This window comes from Kribbella caucasensis, assembly GCF_004361855.1.
Lineage (GTDB): Bacteria > Actinomycetota > Actinomycetes > Propionibacteriales > Kribbellaceae > Kribbella > Kribbella caucasensis.
Genome location: NZ_SNWQ01000006.1, coordinates 344301 through 363759, shown reverse-complemented (window position 1 = coordinate 363759; position 19459 = coordinate 344301). Strand labels below are relative to the sequence as shown.

Annotated in this window: 14 protein-coding genes; 12 read left to right on the top strand and 2 right to left on the bottom strand. The window is 67.2% G+C overall.

Annotation, left to right across the window (positions count from 1 at the left end; all coding sequences use genetic code 11):
- The first annotated feature begins 87 nt into the window (after window positions 1-87).
- From EV643_RS15460 to EV643_RS15435, 6 genes are read left to right on the top strand one after another with little or no spacing between them, the layout of a single operon-like run.
- The gene (locus tag EV643_RS15460) at window positions 88-1362 is read left to right on the top strand and encodes an ABC transporter substrate-binding protein (protein ID WP_133800748.1); all 1275 of its coding nucleotides are present in this window, start codon (window positions 88-90) and stop codon (window positions 1360-1362) included.
- Window positions 1359-2288, top strand: a complete 930-nt coding sequence (locus EV643_RS15455; protein WP_133800747.1) for a carbohydrate ABC transporter permease — start codon at window positions 1359-1361, stop codon at window positions 2286-2288. Before EV643_RS15460 ends, EV643_RS15455 begins: the two co-directional genes overlap by 4 nt.
- Window positions 2281-3105, top strand: coding sequence for a carbohydrate ABC transporter permease (locus EV643_RS15450; protein ID WP_133800746.1), 825 nt, complete (start codon window positions 2281-2283; stop codon window positions 3103-3105). The genes EV643_RS15455 and EV643_RS15450 overlap by 8 nt, the downstream gene beginning before the upstream one ends.
- Window positions 3106-3114: 9 nt before the next feature.
- Window positions 3115-4494, top strand: coding sequence for a hypothetical protein (locus EV643_RS15445; protein ID WP_133800745.1), 1380 nt, complete (start codon window positions 3115-3117; stop codon window positions 4492-4494).
- 10 nt (window positions 4495-4504) lie between these two features.
- The gene (locus tag EV643_RS15440) at window positions 4505-5383 is read left to right on the top strand and encodes a MurR/RpiR family transcriptional regulator (protein ID WP_133800744.1); all 879 of its coding nucleotides are present in this window, start codon (window positions 4505-4507) and stop codon (window positions 5381-5383) included.
- 58 nt (window positions 5384-5441) lie between these two features.
- Window positions 5442-7658: an FAD-dependent oxidoreductase gene (locus tag EV643_RS15435; RefSeq protein ID WP_133800743.1), complete on the top strand. Its 2217-nt coding sequence runs from the start codon at window positions 5442-5444 to the stop codon at window positions 7656-7658.
- Window positions 7659-7739: 81 nt separating this feature from the next.
- Here EV643_RS15435 and EV643_RS15430 read toward each other — a convergent pair whose 3' ends face one another.
- Together EV643_RS15430 and EV643_RS15425 are read right to left on the bottom strand one after the other, a co-directional pair.
- On the bottom strand, window positions 7740-9062 hold the full coding sequence (locus tag EV643_RS15430) for an NsdA family TPR-like regulatory protein (protein ID WP_238165594.1): 1323 nt from the start codon (window positions 9060-9062) through the stop codon (window positions 7740-7742).
- A 112-nt stretch (window positions 9063-9174) separates the two neighbouring features.
- Window positions 9175-10317, bottom strand: coding sequence for a mandelate racemase/muconate lactonizing enzyme family protein (locus EV643_RS15425; RefSeq protein WP_133800742.1), 1143 nt, complete (start codon window positions 10315-10317; stop codon window positions 9175-9177).
- 164 nt (window positions 10318-10481) lie between these two features.
- Here EV643_RS15425 and EV643_RS15420 point away from each other — a divergent pair, with 164 nt between their 5' ends.
- The 6 genes from EV643_RS15420 (at window position 10482) to EV643_RS15395 (ending at window position 19456) form a co-directional block, all read left to right on the top strand.
- Window positions 10482-11471 (top strand): LacI family DNA-binding transcriptional regulator, encoded by a 990-nt coding sequence (locus EV643_RS15420; RefSeq protein ID WP_133800741.1) that lies wholly within the window; start codon window positions 10482-10484, stop codon window positions 11469-11471.
- 69 nt (window positions 11472-11540) lie between these two features.
- Window positions 11541-12923 carry an extracellular solute-binding protein gene (locus tag EV643_RS15415; protein ID WP_133800740.1) on the top strand — a complete coding sequence of 461 codons (1383 nt, stop codon included), beginning with the start codon at window positions 11541-11543 and terminating at the stop codon, window positions 12921-12923.
- Window positions 12920-13861: a carbohydrate ABC transporter permease gene (locus EV643_RS15410; protein WP_133800739.1), complete on the top strand. Its 942-nt coding sequence runs from the start codon at window positions 12920-12922 to the stop codon at window positions 13859-13861. The genes EV643_RS15415 and EV643_RS15410 overlap by 4 nt, the downstream gene beginning before the upstream one ends.
- Window positions 13858-14739: a carbohydrate ABC transporter permease gene (locus tag EV643_RS15405; protein ID WP_202869562.1), complete on the top strand. Its 882-nt coding sequence runs from the start codon at window positions 13858-13860 to the stop codon at window positions 14737-14739. The genes EV643_RS15410 and EV643_RS15405 overlap by 4 nt, the downstream gene beginning before the upstream one ends.
- A 21-nt stretch (window positions 14740-14760) precedes the next feature.
- Window positions 14761-17112 (top strand): hypothetical protein, encoded by a 2352-nt coding sequence (locus EV643_RS15400; protein ID WP_202869561.1) that lies wholly within the window; start codon window positions 14761-14763, stop codon window positions 17110-17112.
- Between the two features lie 10 nt (window positions 17113-17122).
- Window positions 17123-19456 (top strand): hypothetical protein, encoded by a 2334-nt coding sequence (locus tag EV643_RS15395; protein ID WP_133800738.1) that lies wholly within the window; start codon window positions 17123-17125, stop codon window positions 19454-19456.
- Window positions 19457-19459: the final 3 nt, after the last annotated feature.

The following is a 19459-nucleotide window of genomic DNA, read 5'->3' as shown; positions in this document are numbered from 1 at the left end:
CTAGGCAAAGCACTCCAACCTCGCTAATCTTTTGCGAAATTCGGCGGGAGGTGGAGTGTGAGGCGTAAAGGATTTTCACGGCGGGAGGTGCTCGCCGGGCTGGGTGCGGTGGGGGCCGCGGCTGTGGTGCCGGGGTGTTCGGGTGGGGGTGGGGGCAAGTCGAGTGTGTTGCAGGTTTGGGGTGGGGTGCCGGCGGCTTCGGGGCCACAGGCTGTGGTGGAGGCGTTTGAGAAGAAGTTCCCGCAGTACAAGGTGAACTACACGCGGTTCGTGAACGACGAGCGGGGCAACCTGAAGCTGGATACCGCGCTGCAGGGTGGGCTCGACATCGACGTGTACTTCACCTACGCGCAGGCCAATCTGGCGTTGCGGGCCGGGTCCGGACTGGCGGCGGACCTGACCGAGCGGGTGCGGGCGGATCCCGACCTGCAGGTCTTCCTCGACACCGACCAGCCGCGCGCGTACCTCGACAACGGGCGGGTCAAGGCACTCGCCACCGCCCGGGAGCCGTTCTTCGTCCTCTTCAACGAGAAGCTCCGCCAACAGGCTGGCGTGGAACTCCCGCAAAGCTGGACGATCGAGGACTATCGTGCGACGGCCAAACGGCTGACCACACACAGCACGATCGGCGCGTACACGATCCCCGACCTCGCCCGGATCGCCCTCGGGCCGAACTACTGGTACGACGGCGACAAGTCGAACTTCGGGAATCCCCACTTCGAACAGGGGTTCCGGCTCGGCCGCGAGATGATCGCCGAGGGTTCTGTGTTCCCGTGGAGCGAGGTGTTGTCGCGGCACCTGAACGCGTACCAGCAGAACTCCTTCCTCAAGGCTGAGTTCCACCTCTGGTCGACGGCGCCGTTCAACCTTCGCTACCTGTACGACGCGAAGAAGTACCCACACGACTTCAAGGTGTCGTTCGCACCACCGCCGACCGTAGACGGCAACGACTGGAACGGCGGCGCCTACAGCAACTTCGTGATGGTCAACCCGAAGTCGCCGAAGGCCGACGCGGCCTGGGAGTTCGTGAAGTTCTGGCTGACCGAAGGGTCCGCGCCGATGCTCAAGGGCGGCAAGCTGCCCACCCTCGGCAACGTCACCGACGACCAGGTGATCACCGGAATGCTCGGCAAGGAGCCGGACAAGTTCTTCGACGTCGACTCCTTCAACAAGGTGGTCCTCACCAAGGAACAGAAGCTCGCCACCGACACCCGGCTGACCGGGTTCCCCGAGATCAGCCTCGCCTACAACCAGCAGCGCGACCTCTGCTGGCTCGGCGAGAAGGACCCCGCTCCGGCGATCGACGAGGTACGCCGGCTCGCCGACGCCGCGATCGCCCGCAACGAGAGGAGTTCGGAATGACCACGGCCACCGTCGCCGCGGCCCCCGCCGTACGGGCCGAGCGGGCACCCGGGATCAAACCGCGGGGCTGGATCGGATTCCTCTTCATCGCGCCGAACCTGCTCGGCGTCCTCGCATTCACCCTGATCCCACTGGTCAGCGTGATCGCACTCGCCTTCACCGACTGGAACCTCGTCTCCGGCGTCGGTGGCATCACCTTCACCGGCCTGGACAACTTCGTCGCGATCGCCAGGGACCCCGGCTTCTGGAACGCGGTCGGCCTGACGCTCTTGTACGTCGGGGTGAGCGTCCCGCTGACGGTCGTCCTCGGGCTCGCGCTCGGGATCGCGCTCAACCGGCCGCTGCCCGGACGGTCGATCCTGCGGGCGATCTTCTTCCTCCCGTACATCGTCAACGTGGTGGCGATCGGGATGACCTGGCTGATGCTGATGAACCCGAAGGCCGGCCTGGTCAACCAGGTGCTCGAGGTCTTCGGCATCCAGCCCGGCTGGTTCGCCTCGTCGAACTGGGCGTTGCCGGCGCTGATCGTGATGGCGGTCTGGGGTGGCGTCGGCTACTGCTCGCTGATCTACCTTTCGGCCTTGCAGGACGCGCCAAAGCAGCTCTACGAGGCGGCCGACATCGACGGTGCCGGGGCGTGGGCGAAGTTCCGCACGATCACCTGGCCTTCGTTGCTGCCGACAACGGTCTTCCTGCTGGTCACGCTGATCATCGGGGCGTCCCAGGGATTCGGCCTGATCGCGCTGATCACGTCGGGCGGCCCGGGCGACTCGACCACCACGATCTCGTACTACATGTACCAGACGGGCTTCCAGTTCTACCGGTTCGGCTATGCCTCGGCGATCGGCTTGGTGACGTTCGCCGGCGTACTCGCGCTGACCCTGCTGACCTGGCGCGCCCAGCGAGGAAGGGCCCTCAATGACTAACAAGGCAGCCAAGTGGTACTGGGGGATCCCGCTCTGGATCCTCGCGATCGCCTTCCTCGCGCCGTTCGCGTGGATGCTGTCGACCGCGCTCAAGCAGGACGTCGACGCCTACCGGATCCCGATGCAGTGGATCCCCGATCCGGTCCAGTGGGACAACCTCAAGACCGTGCTCACCGGCGAGACCTCGGTGCTGCCCGCGTTCGGCCGGTCGGTCTTCGTCGCGGTACTGCGGGTCGCGGGCGAACTGTTCACCGCGACGATGGCCGGCTACGCGTTCGCCCGGATCTCGTTCAAGGGACGGGACAAGTTGTTCCTGCTCTACCTGGCGACCGCGATCATCCCGGCCCAGCTGTTGCTCGTTCCGCGGTTCATCTACTTCCAGAAGCTCGGCCTGTACGACACGCTCTGGGCCCTGATCCTGCCCGGCATGTTCACCGTACTCGGCACCTTCCTGATGCGGCAGTTCTTCGTCAGCCAGCCGGCCGAGTTCGCCGAGGCGGCCCGGATGGACGGCGCGAACGAGTGGCAGATCTTCAGCCGGATCTACCTGCCACTGGCCTCCCCGGTGATGAGCGCGCTCGGGATCCTGGCCTTCGTCTGGTCCTGGAACGACTATGAGACGCCGCTGGTGCTGATCAGCAGCCCGGAGAACTACACGTTGCCGCTCAGCCTGACGAACTTCGTCGACGAGCAGGGCCAGATCGCGCCGGGCCTGACGATGGCCGCGTCGGTCGTCTCGATCGTGCCGGTGCTGCTCGTCTTCGTGATTCTGCAGCGCCGCTTCATCGCCGCCATGACCCACACCGGCATCAAGTAGGAGCATCCCTTGCCCAACAACGTCTCAGGTGTCTTCCCGGATCTCGCGCAGGTCGGCGACTTCGGCCCGCCGCGCAGCGAGCTCGGCATCGGGTCGCTGATGCCGTGGAACGGGAAGCTCTACGTGCAGAACTACAACTCGCACAAGGCACCCAGCGGCGGCGGGGTCAGCCTGCGCCGGATCGACCCGGACTTCACGATGGAGATCGTGCCCGAGACGCTCGGCGTCGACGGCACGTACACCAACCGGTTCGTTCACTTCCCGACCTCGAAGCTGGTGCTCGGACCGCACGTGATCGACGAGTTCCACAAGATCACCACGATCCCCGAGCTCCAGCCGCTCCGGGTCTGCGGCACCTCGCGACACCTGACCAAACCCGACACCCACGTCTACGTCCTCTGCATGGAAGGGGAGTTGTTCGAGCTCGACCTGACCACCTTCGAATGCGTCCAGCTGTTCGACCTCAACGACGAGCTCGGCACCGAGGGCGAGATGAAGGTGCACTACAAGGACTGCTACACCAGCTTCGGCCGGCTCGTGGTCTGCTCCAACGAGTACGCCGAACCCGAGTGGGCCGGCCAGAGGTCGCGCGGCCGGCTCGCGGAGTACGCCGGACGGCAGTGGCGGGTGCTCGCGGAGAAGCCGTTCACCGCGATCGGCGGGCGGCACGAGTTCGGCGGCACGATCTTCGCGTCCGGGTGGGACCAGGCCTCGGCGATCCTCGAGGTGTTCACCGAATCCGACCAGCGCTGGACCCGGTACCGGCTGCCGAAGGCGTCGCACTGCTTCGACCACAAGTGGCAGACCGAGTGGCCGCGGATCCGCGAGGTCGAACACGAACGCCTGCTGCTCGACCACCACGGGATGTTCTACGAGCTGTCCCCGTGGGCGTACGGCGGCAGGATCTGGGGCGTCCGGCCGATCTCCACGCATCTGTGGGTGCTCGGCGACTTCTGCTCCTGGCGCGGGATGTTCGTCGCGGGCGCCGACAACGCGTCGCCCAGCCACGGGCTGAACCCGACGACGGCGGAACCGCAGTCCGGACTGTGGTTCGGCAAGACCGACGACCTGTGGAACTTCGGCAAACCGGCCGGTTGGGGTGGTCCCTGGTGGGAGACCCCGGTGACCGCCGGCGAACCCTCCGACCCATATCTGATGACCGGTTTCGACAACATGTGCCTGCACCTGGAGAACTTCAGCGACACCCCGATGAACATCACCCTGGAGATCGACTTCCATGGCCATGGTCGGTTCGGAGCGTCCGAGGTATTCACAGTCGAGCCGGGCAAGATCCACACCCATGTTTTCGAGCCGGGCTTCAGCGCCCACTGGGTACGGCTGGTCAGCGACACCGATGGTGTTGCGAGTGCCCAGTTCGTCTATACGTGATGATCACCGCATGATCGACAAGGCAGCAACACCGAGCCCGTTGCAACTGGTGAAGCGGGCCCTGCCCGACCTCAACGGCGCGATGCAGCGGGTCGCCGAGCACATCCTGGCGAACCCGGACGAGGTCGCGCGCGGCTCGATCACCAAACTGGCCGAGGCCGCGCAGACCTCGGCGGCGACCGTGACCCGGTTGTCGACCCACCTCGGTTTCGCCGGGTACCCCGCTCTCCGGGCCGCCCTCGCGATGGAGGTCGGCCGTGGTCTGGAGGCGGGCTGGGCCAGCGATATCGGCCTCGCGATCGGCCCGGCGGATCCGCCCGAGCAGGTGCTGAACGTGCTCGCCAGCACCCAGGCCAACGCCCTGCGGAACGCGCTCGCCTCGATCGACCTGAACGCCGCGACCCGGGTTGCCGACGCGATCGCCGGCGCCCGGCGTACCCATATCTATGGCGAGTGGGGTGACGCGATCCCGGCCCGGGAGCTGTACATCCGGTTGCTCCGGATCGGGATCCCGGTGTGGTTCTTCGACGGACCGCAGTCGTCGCAGATCGCCGCCGGCCTGCTCGGCGAGGGTGACGTCGCGCTCGTCGTGACCCGGTCGGGGACCGATCCGACCACGCTCGAGTACGTCCGCCGATCCAAGGACGAGGGCGCGCTGACGATCGCCATCACGGGCGTCGTCGACTCGCCGATCGGGCGGCTGGCCGACATCTCCCTCGACACCGGTACGGCGGTCGGCGGCAGCTGGACCGAGTTCTTCGCCGGCCGCGCGAGTGACACGTTGACGGCCGGCCTGTTGTTCGTCCTGGTCGCCCAGCGTGTCCCGGACCACCTCACCGCGAACCACCCGAACGGACCGGGCCAACCGGTCGTCCACCCAGACACCTGAGGCGGGCCGGCGATCACCCTCGCCGGCGTACCGCCCGAACACCTCGAGAGGTGAATGCATGCAGCAGCTCGATGTCCGGACCGATCTCACCGTCGTCGGCGGCGGTCTCGCCGGGATCTGTGCCGCGATCGGCGCCGCCCGGCAGGGCAGCACCGTCGCCCTGGTGCAGAACCGGCCGGTGCTCGGCGGCAACTCGTCCAGCGAGGTTCGCGTCTGGGTCTGCGGCGCCACCGCGCACGGCGTCCAGCACTTCGCCCGGGAGACCGGCATCATGGGCGAGCTGTTCGTCGAGAACCAGTACCGCAACCCCGACGGCAACCCGTACTACTGGGACCTCGTCCTGCTCGAAGCGGTCCGCGCGGAGCCGAACATCCAGCTGTTCCTCAACACCGACGTCCGGACCGTCGAAGCGGCCGACGGCGTGATCACCTCGGTCACCGGCTGGCAGATGGGCTCGGAGAAGGACATCACCTTCCACAGCCCCATGTACGCCGACTGCTCGGGCGACGGACTGATCGGTTTCCTCGCCGGCGCCGACTTTCGCACCGGACGCGAGCCGAGGTCGCAGTACGGCGAATCGTGGGCGCCGGAGATCCCGGACAGCAACACGCTCGGCAGCACGATCCTCTTCTACACCAAGGACGCGGGCCGGCCGGTGAAGTTCGTCCCGCCCTCGTTCGCACGCGATATCAACAGCACGTCGATCCCGGATCGGCGGATCATCCGGTCGGACCTCAACGGGTGCGCGTACTGGTGGATCGAGTGGGGTGGCGAGCTGGACGTGGTCGACGACAACGAGCGGATCCGGGACGAGTTGCAGGGCGTGGTCTACGGGATCTGGGACTACCTGAAGAACTCGGGCCGCTTCGACGCGGACAACTTGACGCTGGAGTGGATCGGGTCGGTGCCGGGAAAGCGCGAGTACCGCCGGTTCCTGGGGGATCACGTGCTCACGCAGCACGACGTACTGGGGCAGGTTGAGTTCGAGGATCGGGTCGCGTTCGGGGGATGGTCGATCGACCTGCACCCGCCGGGTGGGGTGTATGCGACGGAGCGCGGGTCGAAGCACTGGCATCCGGATGGGAACTACCACATCCCGTTGCGGTCGCTGTACTCGCGGAACGTGCGGAACCTGTGGATGGCCGGGCGGAACATCAGCGCGAGTCACGTCGCGTTCGGGACGACCCGGGTGATGGCGACATGTGCGGTGCTGGGGGAGGCGGTCGGGGTCGCGTCAGCTGTTGCCTTGCGCAACGGGTTGACGCCTCGTTCAGCTGCGACGGAACGCTTCGAGCTGGTGCGGCACGCGTTGCACCGGGCGGACGCGTCGGTGCTCGGGGTTGCCGACACCGATCCGGCGAACCTGGCGCTCGGGGCGTCGGCGACCGCGTCCTCGTCGTTGCGGCGGTTGGCGGTGGAGGTGTCGTCGGGGACGCTGCCGCTGGAGAGCGATGTCGCGATGGTGGTGCCGGTCGAGCCTTCGTTGGAGGGTTTCGAGTTGCTGGTGGACGCGGCTGAGGCGACGTCGTTGACAGTCGAGTTGCACGATCCGGTGAAGCCGCAGAACTACTTGCCGTTGAAGCTGCTGGACTCCTGCACAGTCGATGTGCCCGCCGGCGAGAAGCGTTGGATCGAGGTGCCGCTCTCCTGGGACCAGGTCGGCAACGTGGTCGTCGTACTGAAGGCAAACCCGTCGGTTTCCGTCCATACGGCGGAGTCGGCGCTGCCGGGGATGATCTACTTCGCGCATCGCGATCCCGCGCCGGACGAGCAGTACACCGAACAGTTTCGTTCCTGGAAGCACATCCTGAAGCGGGAAGGGTTGTGCGTACGGCTGGCGGGCGAGTCGTCGGCGTACTCGGCCTCGAAGGTGATCGGCGGCTATTCGCGCCCGTGCGGCGGTCCGCAGCTCTGGGCGTCGGAGGATCTCGCGTGGGACCCCGAGCCGTGGATCGAGCTGACCTGGCCGGAGCCGGTGGAGGTCGGCGAGATCGTGGTCATCCTGGACGACGACGTCGAGGAGGACCTGATCAACCTGCACCACCACCGATCCCCAGACGAGATCCTCCCAACCCTCGTCCGCGACTACGACCTACAGGCCCGCAACAACAACGGTCCCTGGACAACGATCGCCTCAGCCAAATCCAACCACCGCCGCCGCATCCGCCACCCACTCGACCGCCCACTGCCACTGACTGCGCTGCGCCTAGTGGTGAAGGCAACCAACGGCACCCAGCGCGCGCATGTTGTCTCGATCCGCGCTTACTGCAGCTAGACAGCAGGACCATGAACAGGAAGCGGGGACTGCGGACAGCGAAACGAACTGTGCGCGGTCCCGGGATGGTGTTCAAGGTCCTCAGTGCGAGACCTTGGTGCGTCGGCGGCGGCGGGGGCGTTTGGTGAACTCGCGGATGGATTCGTGCAGGAGGCGGGTTTCGGGGGTGTCGGCGTAGCGGTCGCTGCGGGCCAGCGCGGCTACTTCGCTGATGCGGTGGATCAGGGGGCGGACGCGGTACTCGGCGGGCGTGGTGAGGACGGGGGAGAGGGCTTCGGCGGCGGCGTCGGGGTGGCCTAGTTCCAGGTGGGCTTTGACCTGTTGGAGTCGGGCCATGCGTTCGGAGCCGACGTTGCGGCGGGCGTGGGGTTCGGCTTCGAAGAGCTTGATGCTGTGGTCGGCGTGATCCAGGGTGTGCTGGGCTTCGCCGAGGGCCAGATGGACGTCGGACCAGATGCCCTCGGCGCGTTCCGGCGTACAGAGGAACAGGCCGCCGAGCTCGAAGTCGGCCTGCGCAGACGAGGTGTTCTTGGCCTGGTGCAACGTCTCGCGGGCGACGCGGAGGTGGCCGGCCCGGGCCTGGTCGACGGCCAGCGCGCTGATCAGGAACAACCGGGAGCTGCCCGTCGCGTGCAGCAGCCCGGCCTGGGCGTAGTCGGCGGCGCGGCCGAAGTCGTCCTGCCAGAGCGCGGCCGTGTGCTGGGTCGCGCGGACCCATGCCCGGAGCTCGTCGTGGTCGGCCGCCTCCGCACACGCCCACGCCGTCCGGTTGTGGCTCTCGGCGATGTCCGGCCGGCCGAGGTCCACCGACATCCAGCCGAGCAACGTCAGCGCCCAGCCGGCCGCGGCGTACAGATCTCTCGTCTGGTTCGGCGCCTGCCGGCCGGCCAGCAACCGGAAGGCCCGGTCCCGGATCGCGCGGCTGCGCAGGAACAGCGGTTTGGTCGGCACCTTGAGGTAGTTCAGCGCGATCCGCTGGATGTCCGCGTGCAGCTGCTCGACGGTCAGGTCGCCGACGTTCGACTCCTCGGCCAGCGCGAGCAGCGCGACCGACTCGTCCCCGGCGTCGATCAGCTCGTCGTCGATCCCGGCCGCGGACGACGTGGTCAGGTCCAGCTCGAACGCCGCCACCCGGCCGGGCGGGTAGAAGCCCAGCTCGTTGTCGGAGGCAACGTCCAGCACATACCGCAGGCCGGACCGGTACGCCGCGCCTGGCCAGCGCACCGCACCGCGTTCCAGCTTGGCGATGTAGTGCCCGTCCAGTTCGTACCGGACGTCCGTCGTCTCCCACAACCACGCGCAGACCGCATCGGCGAGCTCGGCGCGGGACATGTGCTCACCCGGTGCGCGACGCGACGGCGTGCGTTCACGTGCCGCTCGCAACAACCCGTTGGCCTCTGACATGTCGGTAACTGTAAGTGTGCGAACACCCTGTGCAGCCACGAAAACTGCCGTTGTGGACGATCTGCCCCGGGTTGCCCCAGGATGCCCCGGGATGCCCCGTCAATCTGCCCCACTACCAGTTGGTGAAGGAGCCGTCCGGCCGGTGCAGGTGAGGGAGTTCGCGAGCCTTCGCCTGGTACTGCCGGGCCGCCTCCCGATCGATGTCCACCCCCAGTCCCGGCAGATCCGAGCGCTCGACCCGCCCCGGTACGACGGTCGGCCGGACCGTGAACAGGTCCGCGAGCAGCTGATCCGGCTCGGCCTGGTGCTCCTGCACGCCGACGTTCGGGCAGGCGAGGTTGAGGTGCAACGACGATGCAGCCGTGACCGGGCCGAGCGGATTGTGCGTGGCCAGCTTGACGTAATGGGTCTCGCAAGCGGCCGCGATCTTCTTCGCCTCCGTGATGCCACCGGCGATCGCCAGATCGATCCGCGCGTAGTCGATCAGATCGCCTTCGACCAGCCGGGCGAACTCCCACTTGGACCCGAACTGCTCACCCGCGGCCAGCGGTACGCCGGTCCGCGCGCGCAGCATCCGGTAGGCGTCCGGGTGCTCGGCGCGGATCGGATCCTCGACGAAGTACGGCCGGGCCGGCTCGATCTCCCGGCACAGCGTCACCGCCTCGGCCGGGTCGAGCCGGGTGTGGACGTCCAGGATGAGCTCGATCTCGTCCCCGACCACCTCCCGGACCTGGAAGAACAACTCGATCGCGGCCCGCATGCTGCGCCGGTCGTCCAGGACGGCGGCGTCGTCGTGCGGGACCGAGAACCGCAAATGCCGCCAGCCGGCTGAGACGAGTGCACGGCACCGGTCGAGGAACCGCGGCCGGTCCGCCATGTCGTCGCCGAGGTGGACGTAACAGGGCACGAACTCGCGAACCGGACCGCCCAGCAACTGGTGGACGGGGACGCCGAGGGCCTTGCCGCGGATGTCCCAGAGCGCCACGTCGATCGCCGAGATCGCCGCGGACAGGATTCTGTCGGCCGGGTAGAAGCCGCTGCGGGACATCACCTGCCACAGGTGCTCGACCCGGTTCGGGTCCTCGCCGACGATCAGGGCGCCGAGGTGCTCGAGACCGCCGGCGACCGCGCGCTGCCTCGATCTGATCCCGACCTCGCCCAGGCCGTGGATGCCCTCGTCGGTGTCGATCGCGACCAGCATCATGCTGTCGCCGCGGTCGGGCAGGGTGAGCACTTCCCAGCCGGTGATCTTCATATCGCCCCACTCTGTTTTGACTGTTTCTGAAACAGCTTAGACACAGAGTTCATGGTTCAGCTACCGGAAGCCGTGATTCTCCAGAAATACAGGCGAAACGACATCTTGACACAGTCAGAAACTGTTGCAACGCTGTTTCGGCAAGCAAAGCAAAGGAGTCGGCGATGGGTGTGACGGTCAGGGAGCTCGCGGCCGCGGCAGGAGTGTCGCCGTCGACGGTGTCGCGCGTCTTCACCGCGCCGGAGCAGGTCAAGGAGCGGACCCGGGCCCGGGTGCTCGAGGTCGCGGACCAGCTCGGCTACACGCCGGACCCGGCCGCCCGGCCGCCGCGTGGCGACCGGACCGAGACGCTCGGGCTGATCCTGCCGGACATCACCAACCCGTTCTTCCCGCCGATCTTCAAGGCCATGCAGACCCGGGCCCGCCGGCAGGGGTACACGCTGCTGGTGGCCGACTGCGACGAGCGGGAGGCGGACGAGCTCGAGACGATCGAGGCGCTCAGCGCGAAGGTCGACGGTCTGATCCTGTGGGCCTCGACCCTGCCCGAGCCGCGGTTGCTCGAGCTCGCCGGGGAACTGCCGGTCGTGCTGGTGAACCGGCGGGTGCCGGGCATCTCCGAGCTGGACATCTCCCTCACCGCCGGGATCACCCAGGCCGCCGAGCACCTGCGCGCGCTCGGCCATACCAACTGCGTGTTCGTCAATTGCTCCCGGCCCGAACACAGCCGGGGCAAGGCGATCCGCGAGACGTTCGACGCCCACGACCTGTCGGTGCTGGAGCTCGGTCCGTACGAGCCACGCTTCGAGACGGGGGTGCACGCCGCCACGCTGGTGATGTCCCACCAGGCCACCGCAGTTGTAGCGCACAACGATCTGGTCGCCCTTGGGGTGCTGCACCAGCTGCACAACCTCGGCGTCGACGTACCGGGTCAAGTGAGCGTGATCGGCATCGACGACACCTTGCTCGCCACCACCTGCACCCCACCGCTGACCACCATCCGCATCTCGCCCGAGCAGGTGGCCACCCATGCCACCGACCTGCTGGTCGAGGCCATCACCTCGCAGGCAGGCACCGCACCGGCCGGCCCTCGGGTCGTCGAGGTCGGGACTCGCCTGATCCCGCGCGCATCCACCGGCCCTGCCCCGACGGCGTAACCCCTGGCCTCTCTTCAAGCTGCTCAGTCCTTCAAGCTTCTCGTTCCCCTTCAAGCTGTTGGAGTTCACATGGCTCTATCGACGCGCCCAATCGCGGTCGCGGCCGGCCTGCTCGCCGGTCTCGCGCTGACCGCCTGCAGCGGTCTGACCCCCAGTACGAACGGCGATTCCGGCGATCAACTCGTCCTCCGGGTCCAGGGCAAGCCGTCGCCCACCGACAAGGCCGCCCTGGACCAGTTCGACCGGCTGGTCGCCGAGTTCGAGAAGCAGAACCCGGGCATCAAGATCGAGGGCACCGAGAACAAGTGGGATCCGCTGACCTTCGCCACCAAACTGGCCGGGAAGAGCATCGAGGACGTCATCCAGGCGCCGCTGACCGAGCCGCCGGGCCTGATCGCGCGCAAGCAGGTGCAGCCGATCACCGGTCCGCTCAAGTCCTGGAACCACTACCAGGAGTTCAATCCCCAGGTGCTGAAGGTGCTCAGCGACAGCGCCGGCGACGTGTACGGCGTACCGCTGGCGCCGTTCGCTCAAGGGCTGGTGTACAACCGCAAGCTCTTTACCCAGGCCGGCCTCAACCCCGACAAGCCGCCGACCACATGGGACGAAGTACGCGCGGCCGCGAAGCAGATCGCCGAGAAGACCGGCAAGGCCGGGTTCGTGCACGAGTCGAAGGGCAACACCGGCGGCTGGCAGCTGACCATGGGCACCTACTCGCGTGGTGGGTCGATGGAGAGCGAGCAGGGCGGCAAGTACGTTGCCTCGTTCAACAGTGAGCCGACCAAGAGCGCGCTGACCTGGTTGCAGACGCTGCGCTGGTCGGACAACGCGATGGGCCAGAACCACCTGGTCGATCAGGACGACGTGGTCAAGCAGTTCGCCGCCGGCCAGATCGGAATGTTCATGGGGACGCCGGGCACCTACCGGCTGGCGAAGATGAAGTTCGGCCTGAAGAACACCGCGGACTACGGCATCACCTCGCTGCCACAGTCGGGCGGGAGCGCCACGCTGGCCGGCGCGGACGTGTTCATGGTTCCGGCGTCGGTGTCGAAGGAGAAGGCCGAGGCGGCGGTGAAGTGGTTGCTGTTCGCCTACATCGAGCCGCAGTTCGACCCGCAGGTCGCCGCGGAGCGCGCCAAGGAACTGGCCGCCAACCCCGAGGCCGCGGTCGGCGTACCGACGCTGCCGCTGTTCAGCGCAGCGCAGCAGGAGAAGATCAACGCCGCCACCAAGCCGTACGTGAACGTCGAGCTGGAGAACTTCAAGCCCTGGCTGGACGGTACGGCCAAGTTGCAGCTCCAGCCGGAACCGCCGGTCGCGGCGCAGAAGGTCTACACGATCCTCGACACCGTCGTGCAGTCCGTTCTGACCAAGCGTGACGCGGACATCGCCGCGCTGCTGGCCAAGGCCGAGGCGGACGTCAACAAGGTGCTCGCCGCGGAGCAGAAGTGACCACAGCCCTGGCGACCCGGCCCGAGACCCCGGCGGCCGTACCCGAACCGCCGGTACGCCGGCGCCGGGCCGCCGGAGTCCGCCGGGAGTTGGTGGGCGTGCTCTTTCTCCTTCCGGCGCTGGTGATCTTCGGGCTGTTCTCGTGGTGGCCGATCCTCCGCGGGCTGCTGATCTCCTTCCAGCAGACCAACCTGGTGGATCCCGCGACCTGGGTCGGGCTGGAGAACTTCCGTGCCCTGACCGAAGACCCACTGGTCGGCACGGCCGTCCAGAACACCCTGTTGTTCGTCGGGCTCGGCCTGCTGATCGGGTTCCCGGCCCCGCTGATCCTGGCGGCTGTGATGTCGACGATCCGCCGGGGCGCCGGGGTCTACCGGGTGCTGGTCTACCTGCCGGTGGTCATCCCGCCGGTGGTGGCGATCCTGTTGTGGAAGTGGTTCTACGACCCCGGCTCAGGTCTGTTCAACACCCTGCTGGGACAGATCGGTCTCGGTCCCTATCCGTGGTTGCAGTCATCGGATACCGCGATGCTCAGCCTGGTCCTCGAATCCACCTGGGCCGGGATGGGCGGTGCTGTCCTCATCTACCTGGCGGCGATGACCGGTATCCCGGCCGAGCTGTACGAAGCGGCCGAGACCGACGGCGCGAGCATGTGGAAGCGGATCTGGCACATCATGCTTCCGCAACTGCGTCCGGTGATCGGCCTGCTCCTGCTCCTGCAGTTGCTCAGTACCGTCCAGGTGTTCACCGAGCCGTACATCTTCACCCAGGGCGGCCCCGACAACTCCACCGTGACCGTCTTGCTGCTGATCTTCCGGTACGCCTTCCAGGACGGCGAATACGGCCAGGCGGCCGCGCTCTCGGTGCTGCTCGCCATCGTCCTCGCCGTACTGTCCGCGATCTACCTGCGGCTGACCCGCAGCTGGAGCACCTCATGAACGAGCCGATGGCGACCTTTGCCTCCAGCAACGACCGGCAGCGGCCGGCGGTGTTCGCCGCACTGCGATCGGTGCAGGTGCTGACTTTGCTCCTGCTCGTGATCGCCGGACTGGGGCCGCTCTACTGGACGATCAAGGGAGCTGTGTCGCCGCCGCCGGAGCTGCTTTCCAATCCACTCCGGTTGTGGCCGGCCGAGCCCGAACCGGGCAACTTCGCCAGTGCCTTCACGGAGCTGGGCGTGGGCCGGTACCTGTCCAACACCATGCAGATCGTGTTCGGCTCGTGGGCCGTCCAGTTGTTCGTGGCGTTGACCGCGGGCTTCGCCTTCTCGGTCCTGAAACCGCGAATCGGCCGCTACGTGTACGGCGCGATCCTGGCCACCATGTTCGTTCCGTACACCGTGTCGCTGGTCAGCCTGTTCCTGACGGTGCTGCACGTCCCGTTCCTCGGCGTGAACCTGCTCGACACCTATTGGGCGATCTGGCTCCCGGCCGGTGCCAACGCCTTCAATGTGCTGCTCGCCACCCGGTTCTTCGACGCGTTGCCGCGGGAGCTGTTCGACGCGGCCAAGGTGGACGGCGCGAGCACCTGGCAGCTGCTCACCCGGATCGTGCTGCCGATGAGCCGGCCGGTGATCGCGGTGATCAGCCTGCTCGCGGTGATGCACAGCTGGAAGGAATTCATCTGGCCGCTGGTCGTGATCACCGATCCTGCCCGGCAACCGATCAGCGTCGCGCTGGTCAACCTCGCCGACCAGGCGCCGCTGGACGAACTGATCGCCGCGATGGCGATGGCCCTGGCGCCACCCGTACTGGTCTTCCTGGTCCTGCAGCGGTACGTCGTGGCCGGGCTGGGCTTCTCGGGGGTCAAAGGCTAAACCTCTCAAAGGATGGTGACGATGTCCGACCCGCATCGAACCGAAGAACCCGACGCTGAACCTGGTGGTCAGCGTCACCTGATCAAACGCCGTGGCCTGCTGGCCGGAACACTGGCCGTCACCGGGGCAGCCGCCTTGCCCGGCACCCCGGCGTACGCGGCTGAAGTCACGCTGTCGGCCGATGGCGTGACCTTGATCGGGCAGACCGACGGCACCCTGTCGATCCGTGACCGTGACGGCATCGACCGGATCGAGATCACCCACTTCCTCTTCGACGACCAGGTCCTCGGCGAGCATCGCACGTACGGCGGGACGCCGGTGCTGGTGACTCTCACGGGCGGTCAGCAGGCGATCCAGCTGGACTACTTGATGGATAGCAGTTCCGGTTCGGTGACGGTGCGCGGCATCTTCACCGTGGAGTTGCGCAAGGCACACCTGCGCTGGGAGGTCCGTGGCTCGAACAGCTTGAAACCGTCCAGTTTCAAGGTCGGCCGAACCGTCCTGTCCGGCACCGAGGCCTTCGAGCCGCTGGTGAAGTGGAATCGCGACAGCGGCGGCGGGATCCCGTTCGAGACCAACGACGGAGTCATCTACACCGAGACCTATCCGGACTACCGCGCCTTCTTCCGGCTGGCGGCGAGCGCCCCTGCGGACACCGACACGACCTGGTTGTCCGCGCCGGGAACCACGCAGCCGGACGGCAGTGCCGTCACCGAGTTCGACGTCGTGCTGGGGTTGATGCAGCCACACTCGGCCGGAGTGGTGGCGACCGGGACGACTCTGGGCGTCGACGTGTGGACCGATCAGCCGTTCAACCTCTGGAAGACGGCCGGTCAGACGATGACGTTGCACGCGCAAGTCGTCAACGGTAGTACGACGTCCAAGTTCGTGACAGTGACCTGGTCGGCGTGGGACTACGACGGCGTACCAGTCACTGAGACCAGGACGGCGACCATCGCGGCTCGGACGGTGTGGAACGGCGACTACCAGCTGACCGCGCCGAAGCAGGGCATCTTCTTCACGGAGGTGGCGGCGACTACCGCAGGCGCTACCGCTTTCGCCCGGACCAACCTCTCAGTACTGCCGTCGTTCACCTATCAGGACACCGAGCCGATGTTCGGGCTGGCGAACTACCCGTGGCTCCTTAAACCCACCAAGCAAGCGGTCAAAGACCTGCTGCTGTTGCTGGGGATGCGCTGGATCCGGATCGCGCACTACGCACTGGGCACGATCCCGGCGGCACCGGGGATCCCGCCGAACGAACTGGATGCCCTCGGCATCAAGCACAACGTTCAGCGCGGCGGCGTACCGATCGGCGGCACCACAGCGGCGAAGGAGAAGTGGGCCGGCGACGTGGTCAGCCTCAGCATGGCCGGTGGGGCGCAGTACTACGAAGCGGGCAACGAGCTCAACGATCCGTTGGCACCAGTCCAGAACGCTGCCGCGTACGTCAACGACGGGCTGATCCCGCTGCGTGGTGCGATGCAATCGGCGGGGGCCACCTTCAAGGTCATGAACGCCGCTACCGCCGGGCTGGACTACGTGTGGCTGGAGCAGCTCGAGGCCGCCGGTGGTTGGGACCGCATCGACGTTCTCGCCTATCACCCGGGACGCGCCTACTTCACTGCCGACTACGCCCCGCCGGCCTCGACCTGGCCGGACAGCAGCCTGTACTGGAACTTCCTCGGCTCGCTGCAAGAAGCCCGGAACCTGATGTCGAGGTACGGCGGCAACAAGGAGCTCTGGCTGACCGAGGTGTACGCCCAGACCCGGCCGAACACGTTGTGGACCGACACCTACCGGCATGCCGCCGAGAACGTGCTGCTGCAACTCGCGCTGGCGAAGGCGTACGGCGTTGACGGGCTCACTTGGTACACGCTGAACGACAGCACCATCCACCACCCGCAGGAAGCGAACCCGACCGATCGCGAGTACCACTTCGGCCTGCTGAACCGCGATCTCAGCGCGAAGCCGTCGATGCTCGCGTTCGCGACCATCGTCCGCGCGCTCGACCGGGCCACCTGGGACCGCGAGCTGACCTTCTCCGATCCGGAGGTCAAGGGTCTGCTGTTCAACTCACCCAGTGGGCGGCTCGCGATCCTGTGGACCCGCAAGGACGGGTACCTGCTGAACCAAGACGGCACCCCGGGCGACACGTACTTCGCGATGCCGGATCCCTGGGTGGACGACTGGCCCACCAAGACCACCGCCGTACTGGCTGCCACCGGCGCAACCGTCCGCGAGCTCGACTGCATCGGCCAGGAGGTCGTCCGAACAGTTGCCGGTGGCAAGGTCACCGTCACGCTCGACGGCGCTCCGCGGATCTTCTACGGCCTCACCGACACGGTCGACCAGACCGCCACCTTCAGCTGAAAGAGGAAGCATGTCCGAGTTTGATTCCTTCCCCACCCCGCCGCCCCGGTCGCACTCCGCCTTGTCGAGGCGCACCTTCGTCCAAGGCTCCCTCGCGGTCGGTGCCGTCGCCAGCGGCCTGCTACCGACCGGAACCGCCCACGCCGCAGCGACTGCCCTGGTGATCAGCGCTGAGGGCGTCACGGTGGAAGCCCTCTCCGACGGCACGATCGTGGTCCGGGACGGCGCCGGCATCGAGCGGATCCGGCTGGCGCAGTTCATGGTGAAGGACACCGTCCAAGGCCAGCAGCGCACGTACGGCGGGACTCCGTCGGCGATCACCCTCGACGACGGGCGGCCGGCCATCCAGGTCGACTACCGCCTTGGTGTCTCGGGGATCACCGTGCGCGGGCGCTTCGACGTGACCGCGCACCGGGTCCATCTGCGCTGGGATGCGACCAGCACCGCGGAGATGTTCCTCAACTCGCAGTTCAACCGGACCGTGGTGAGTCCATCGGCGCCCGAAGCGGCGACTTCGATGACCCGTTGGAACCGCGATGCCGGCGGCGGGGTGCCGTACGAGACGAACGACGGCATCCTCTACGCCGAGGCGTGGGCGGACACCCAGGCGTTCTTCCGGCTCGCCTCGAGCCGCCCGGCCTGGACCACCGCCTCGTGGATGCACATCGTCGGCACCTACGACGCCCTCGGAGTCCTGGTGCACGAAGCCGACCTGGTCCTTGGCACGATGCGACCGGCGGCCGCCAACGCGCTCGCCGTCGCCCGGCCGGTCGGTGTGGATCTCTGGACCGATCAGCCCTTCAACGTCTGGCCCGAGACCGGCCAGGCGATGACCGTGCACGCGCAGGTGGTGAACGGCGGGGCTGCTGTCCGGACCGTCGACCTGAGCTGGACGGCTCGCGACTTCGGTGGCCGGCTGGTTGCCGAGGACACAGTTCGCAAGACACTCGCGCCCGGACAGAGTGCCGATCACACGATCACGATCGGCGGGCTGGCGCAGGCCGGGATCGTGTTCGTCGAGGTGCGCGCCGACGAGGCGTTCGCCCGGACGACGCTGGCCTGCCTCCCGGCGTACGAGTATCAGGGCGGCGGGATGTTCGGCATCTCCAACTACCCGTGGTTGCTCGAGCCCAGCAAGGAGGACGTGGCCGGCCTGCTGCAGCGGATCGGGGTGACCTCCGTGCGGATCGCGTACGACGGTGCGCCGGGCATCCCGCCGGCCGAGCTGGAGTCGCTCGGGATCATGCCGAACATCCAGCACGGCGACGTGGTGTTCGGTGCGGACCCAGCGACGGTCAAGACCTGGGCGGCCGACCTGGTGAACACCGTGGTCCAGAGTGGTGCGCACTACTTCGAGGTGGACAACGAGCGGAACCAGCCGTGGATGTCCGGGCTGCACGCCGACGAGTACATCCGGGACGGCCTGCGCCCGGTGGTCGAGCGGCTGGCCGAGGTCGGTTCGACGGTGAAGGTGATGAACTGTGGTCTCGGTGGCATGGACGTCAACTGGACCGACAGCTTCCACGCGGCCGGCGGCTGGGACCTGATCGACGTGTTCGCCTTCCACCCGGGCCGCGGCAACTTCACCCCCGACTTCGCGCCGACACCGGACGAGTGGATCGTCGGCAACGACGGGTCGTACTGGAACTTCCTCGGCGGCGTGCGCGAGGCCCGGCGGCGGATCGAGGAGTACGGCGGCGGCAAGGAACTGTGGCTCACCGAGGCCTATGCGTGCACCCGTCCGAACCATTGGTGGAACGACACGATGCGGCAGGCGGCCGAGAACGTGCTGCTGACGATGGCGTTGTGCAAGGCCGAGGGGGTCGACGGCGTCAACTGGTACCAGTTGCACGACACCACGATCCATCACCCGCAGGAGGCCTCGCCTACCAATCCGGAGTACCACTTCGGGCTGATGAACCGCGACACCAGCGCCAAGCCGTCGCTGCTCGCCTTCGCCAACGGGACGCGACTGCTGGAGGAGGCGACCTTCGTTCGCTGGCTGGACTTCGGCGCCGTCGACGACAAGGTGAAGGGCCTGCTCTTCGACACCCCGGCTGGTCCGATGTCGATCCTGTGGACCAGGAAGGACGGGTATCTGCTGAACGCCGACCACGAGCCCGGCCAGCCGTACTACCCGCACCCCGAGGCCTGGCAGGACGACTGGCCGACCAAGACCACACTCGTACTACGCGCCGGCCGGCTGACTGAGGTGGACTGCATCGGTCAGCGGCGAACGATCGTGAACACTGTCGGCCGGACCACCGTCCAGTTGGACGGGGCACCCCGGATCTACTTCGGCCTGTCCGCCCGACCGGAGTTGCAGGTCGCCGCCTGCCATTAAGGT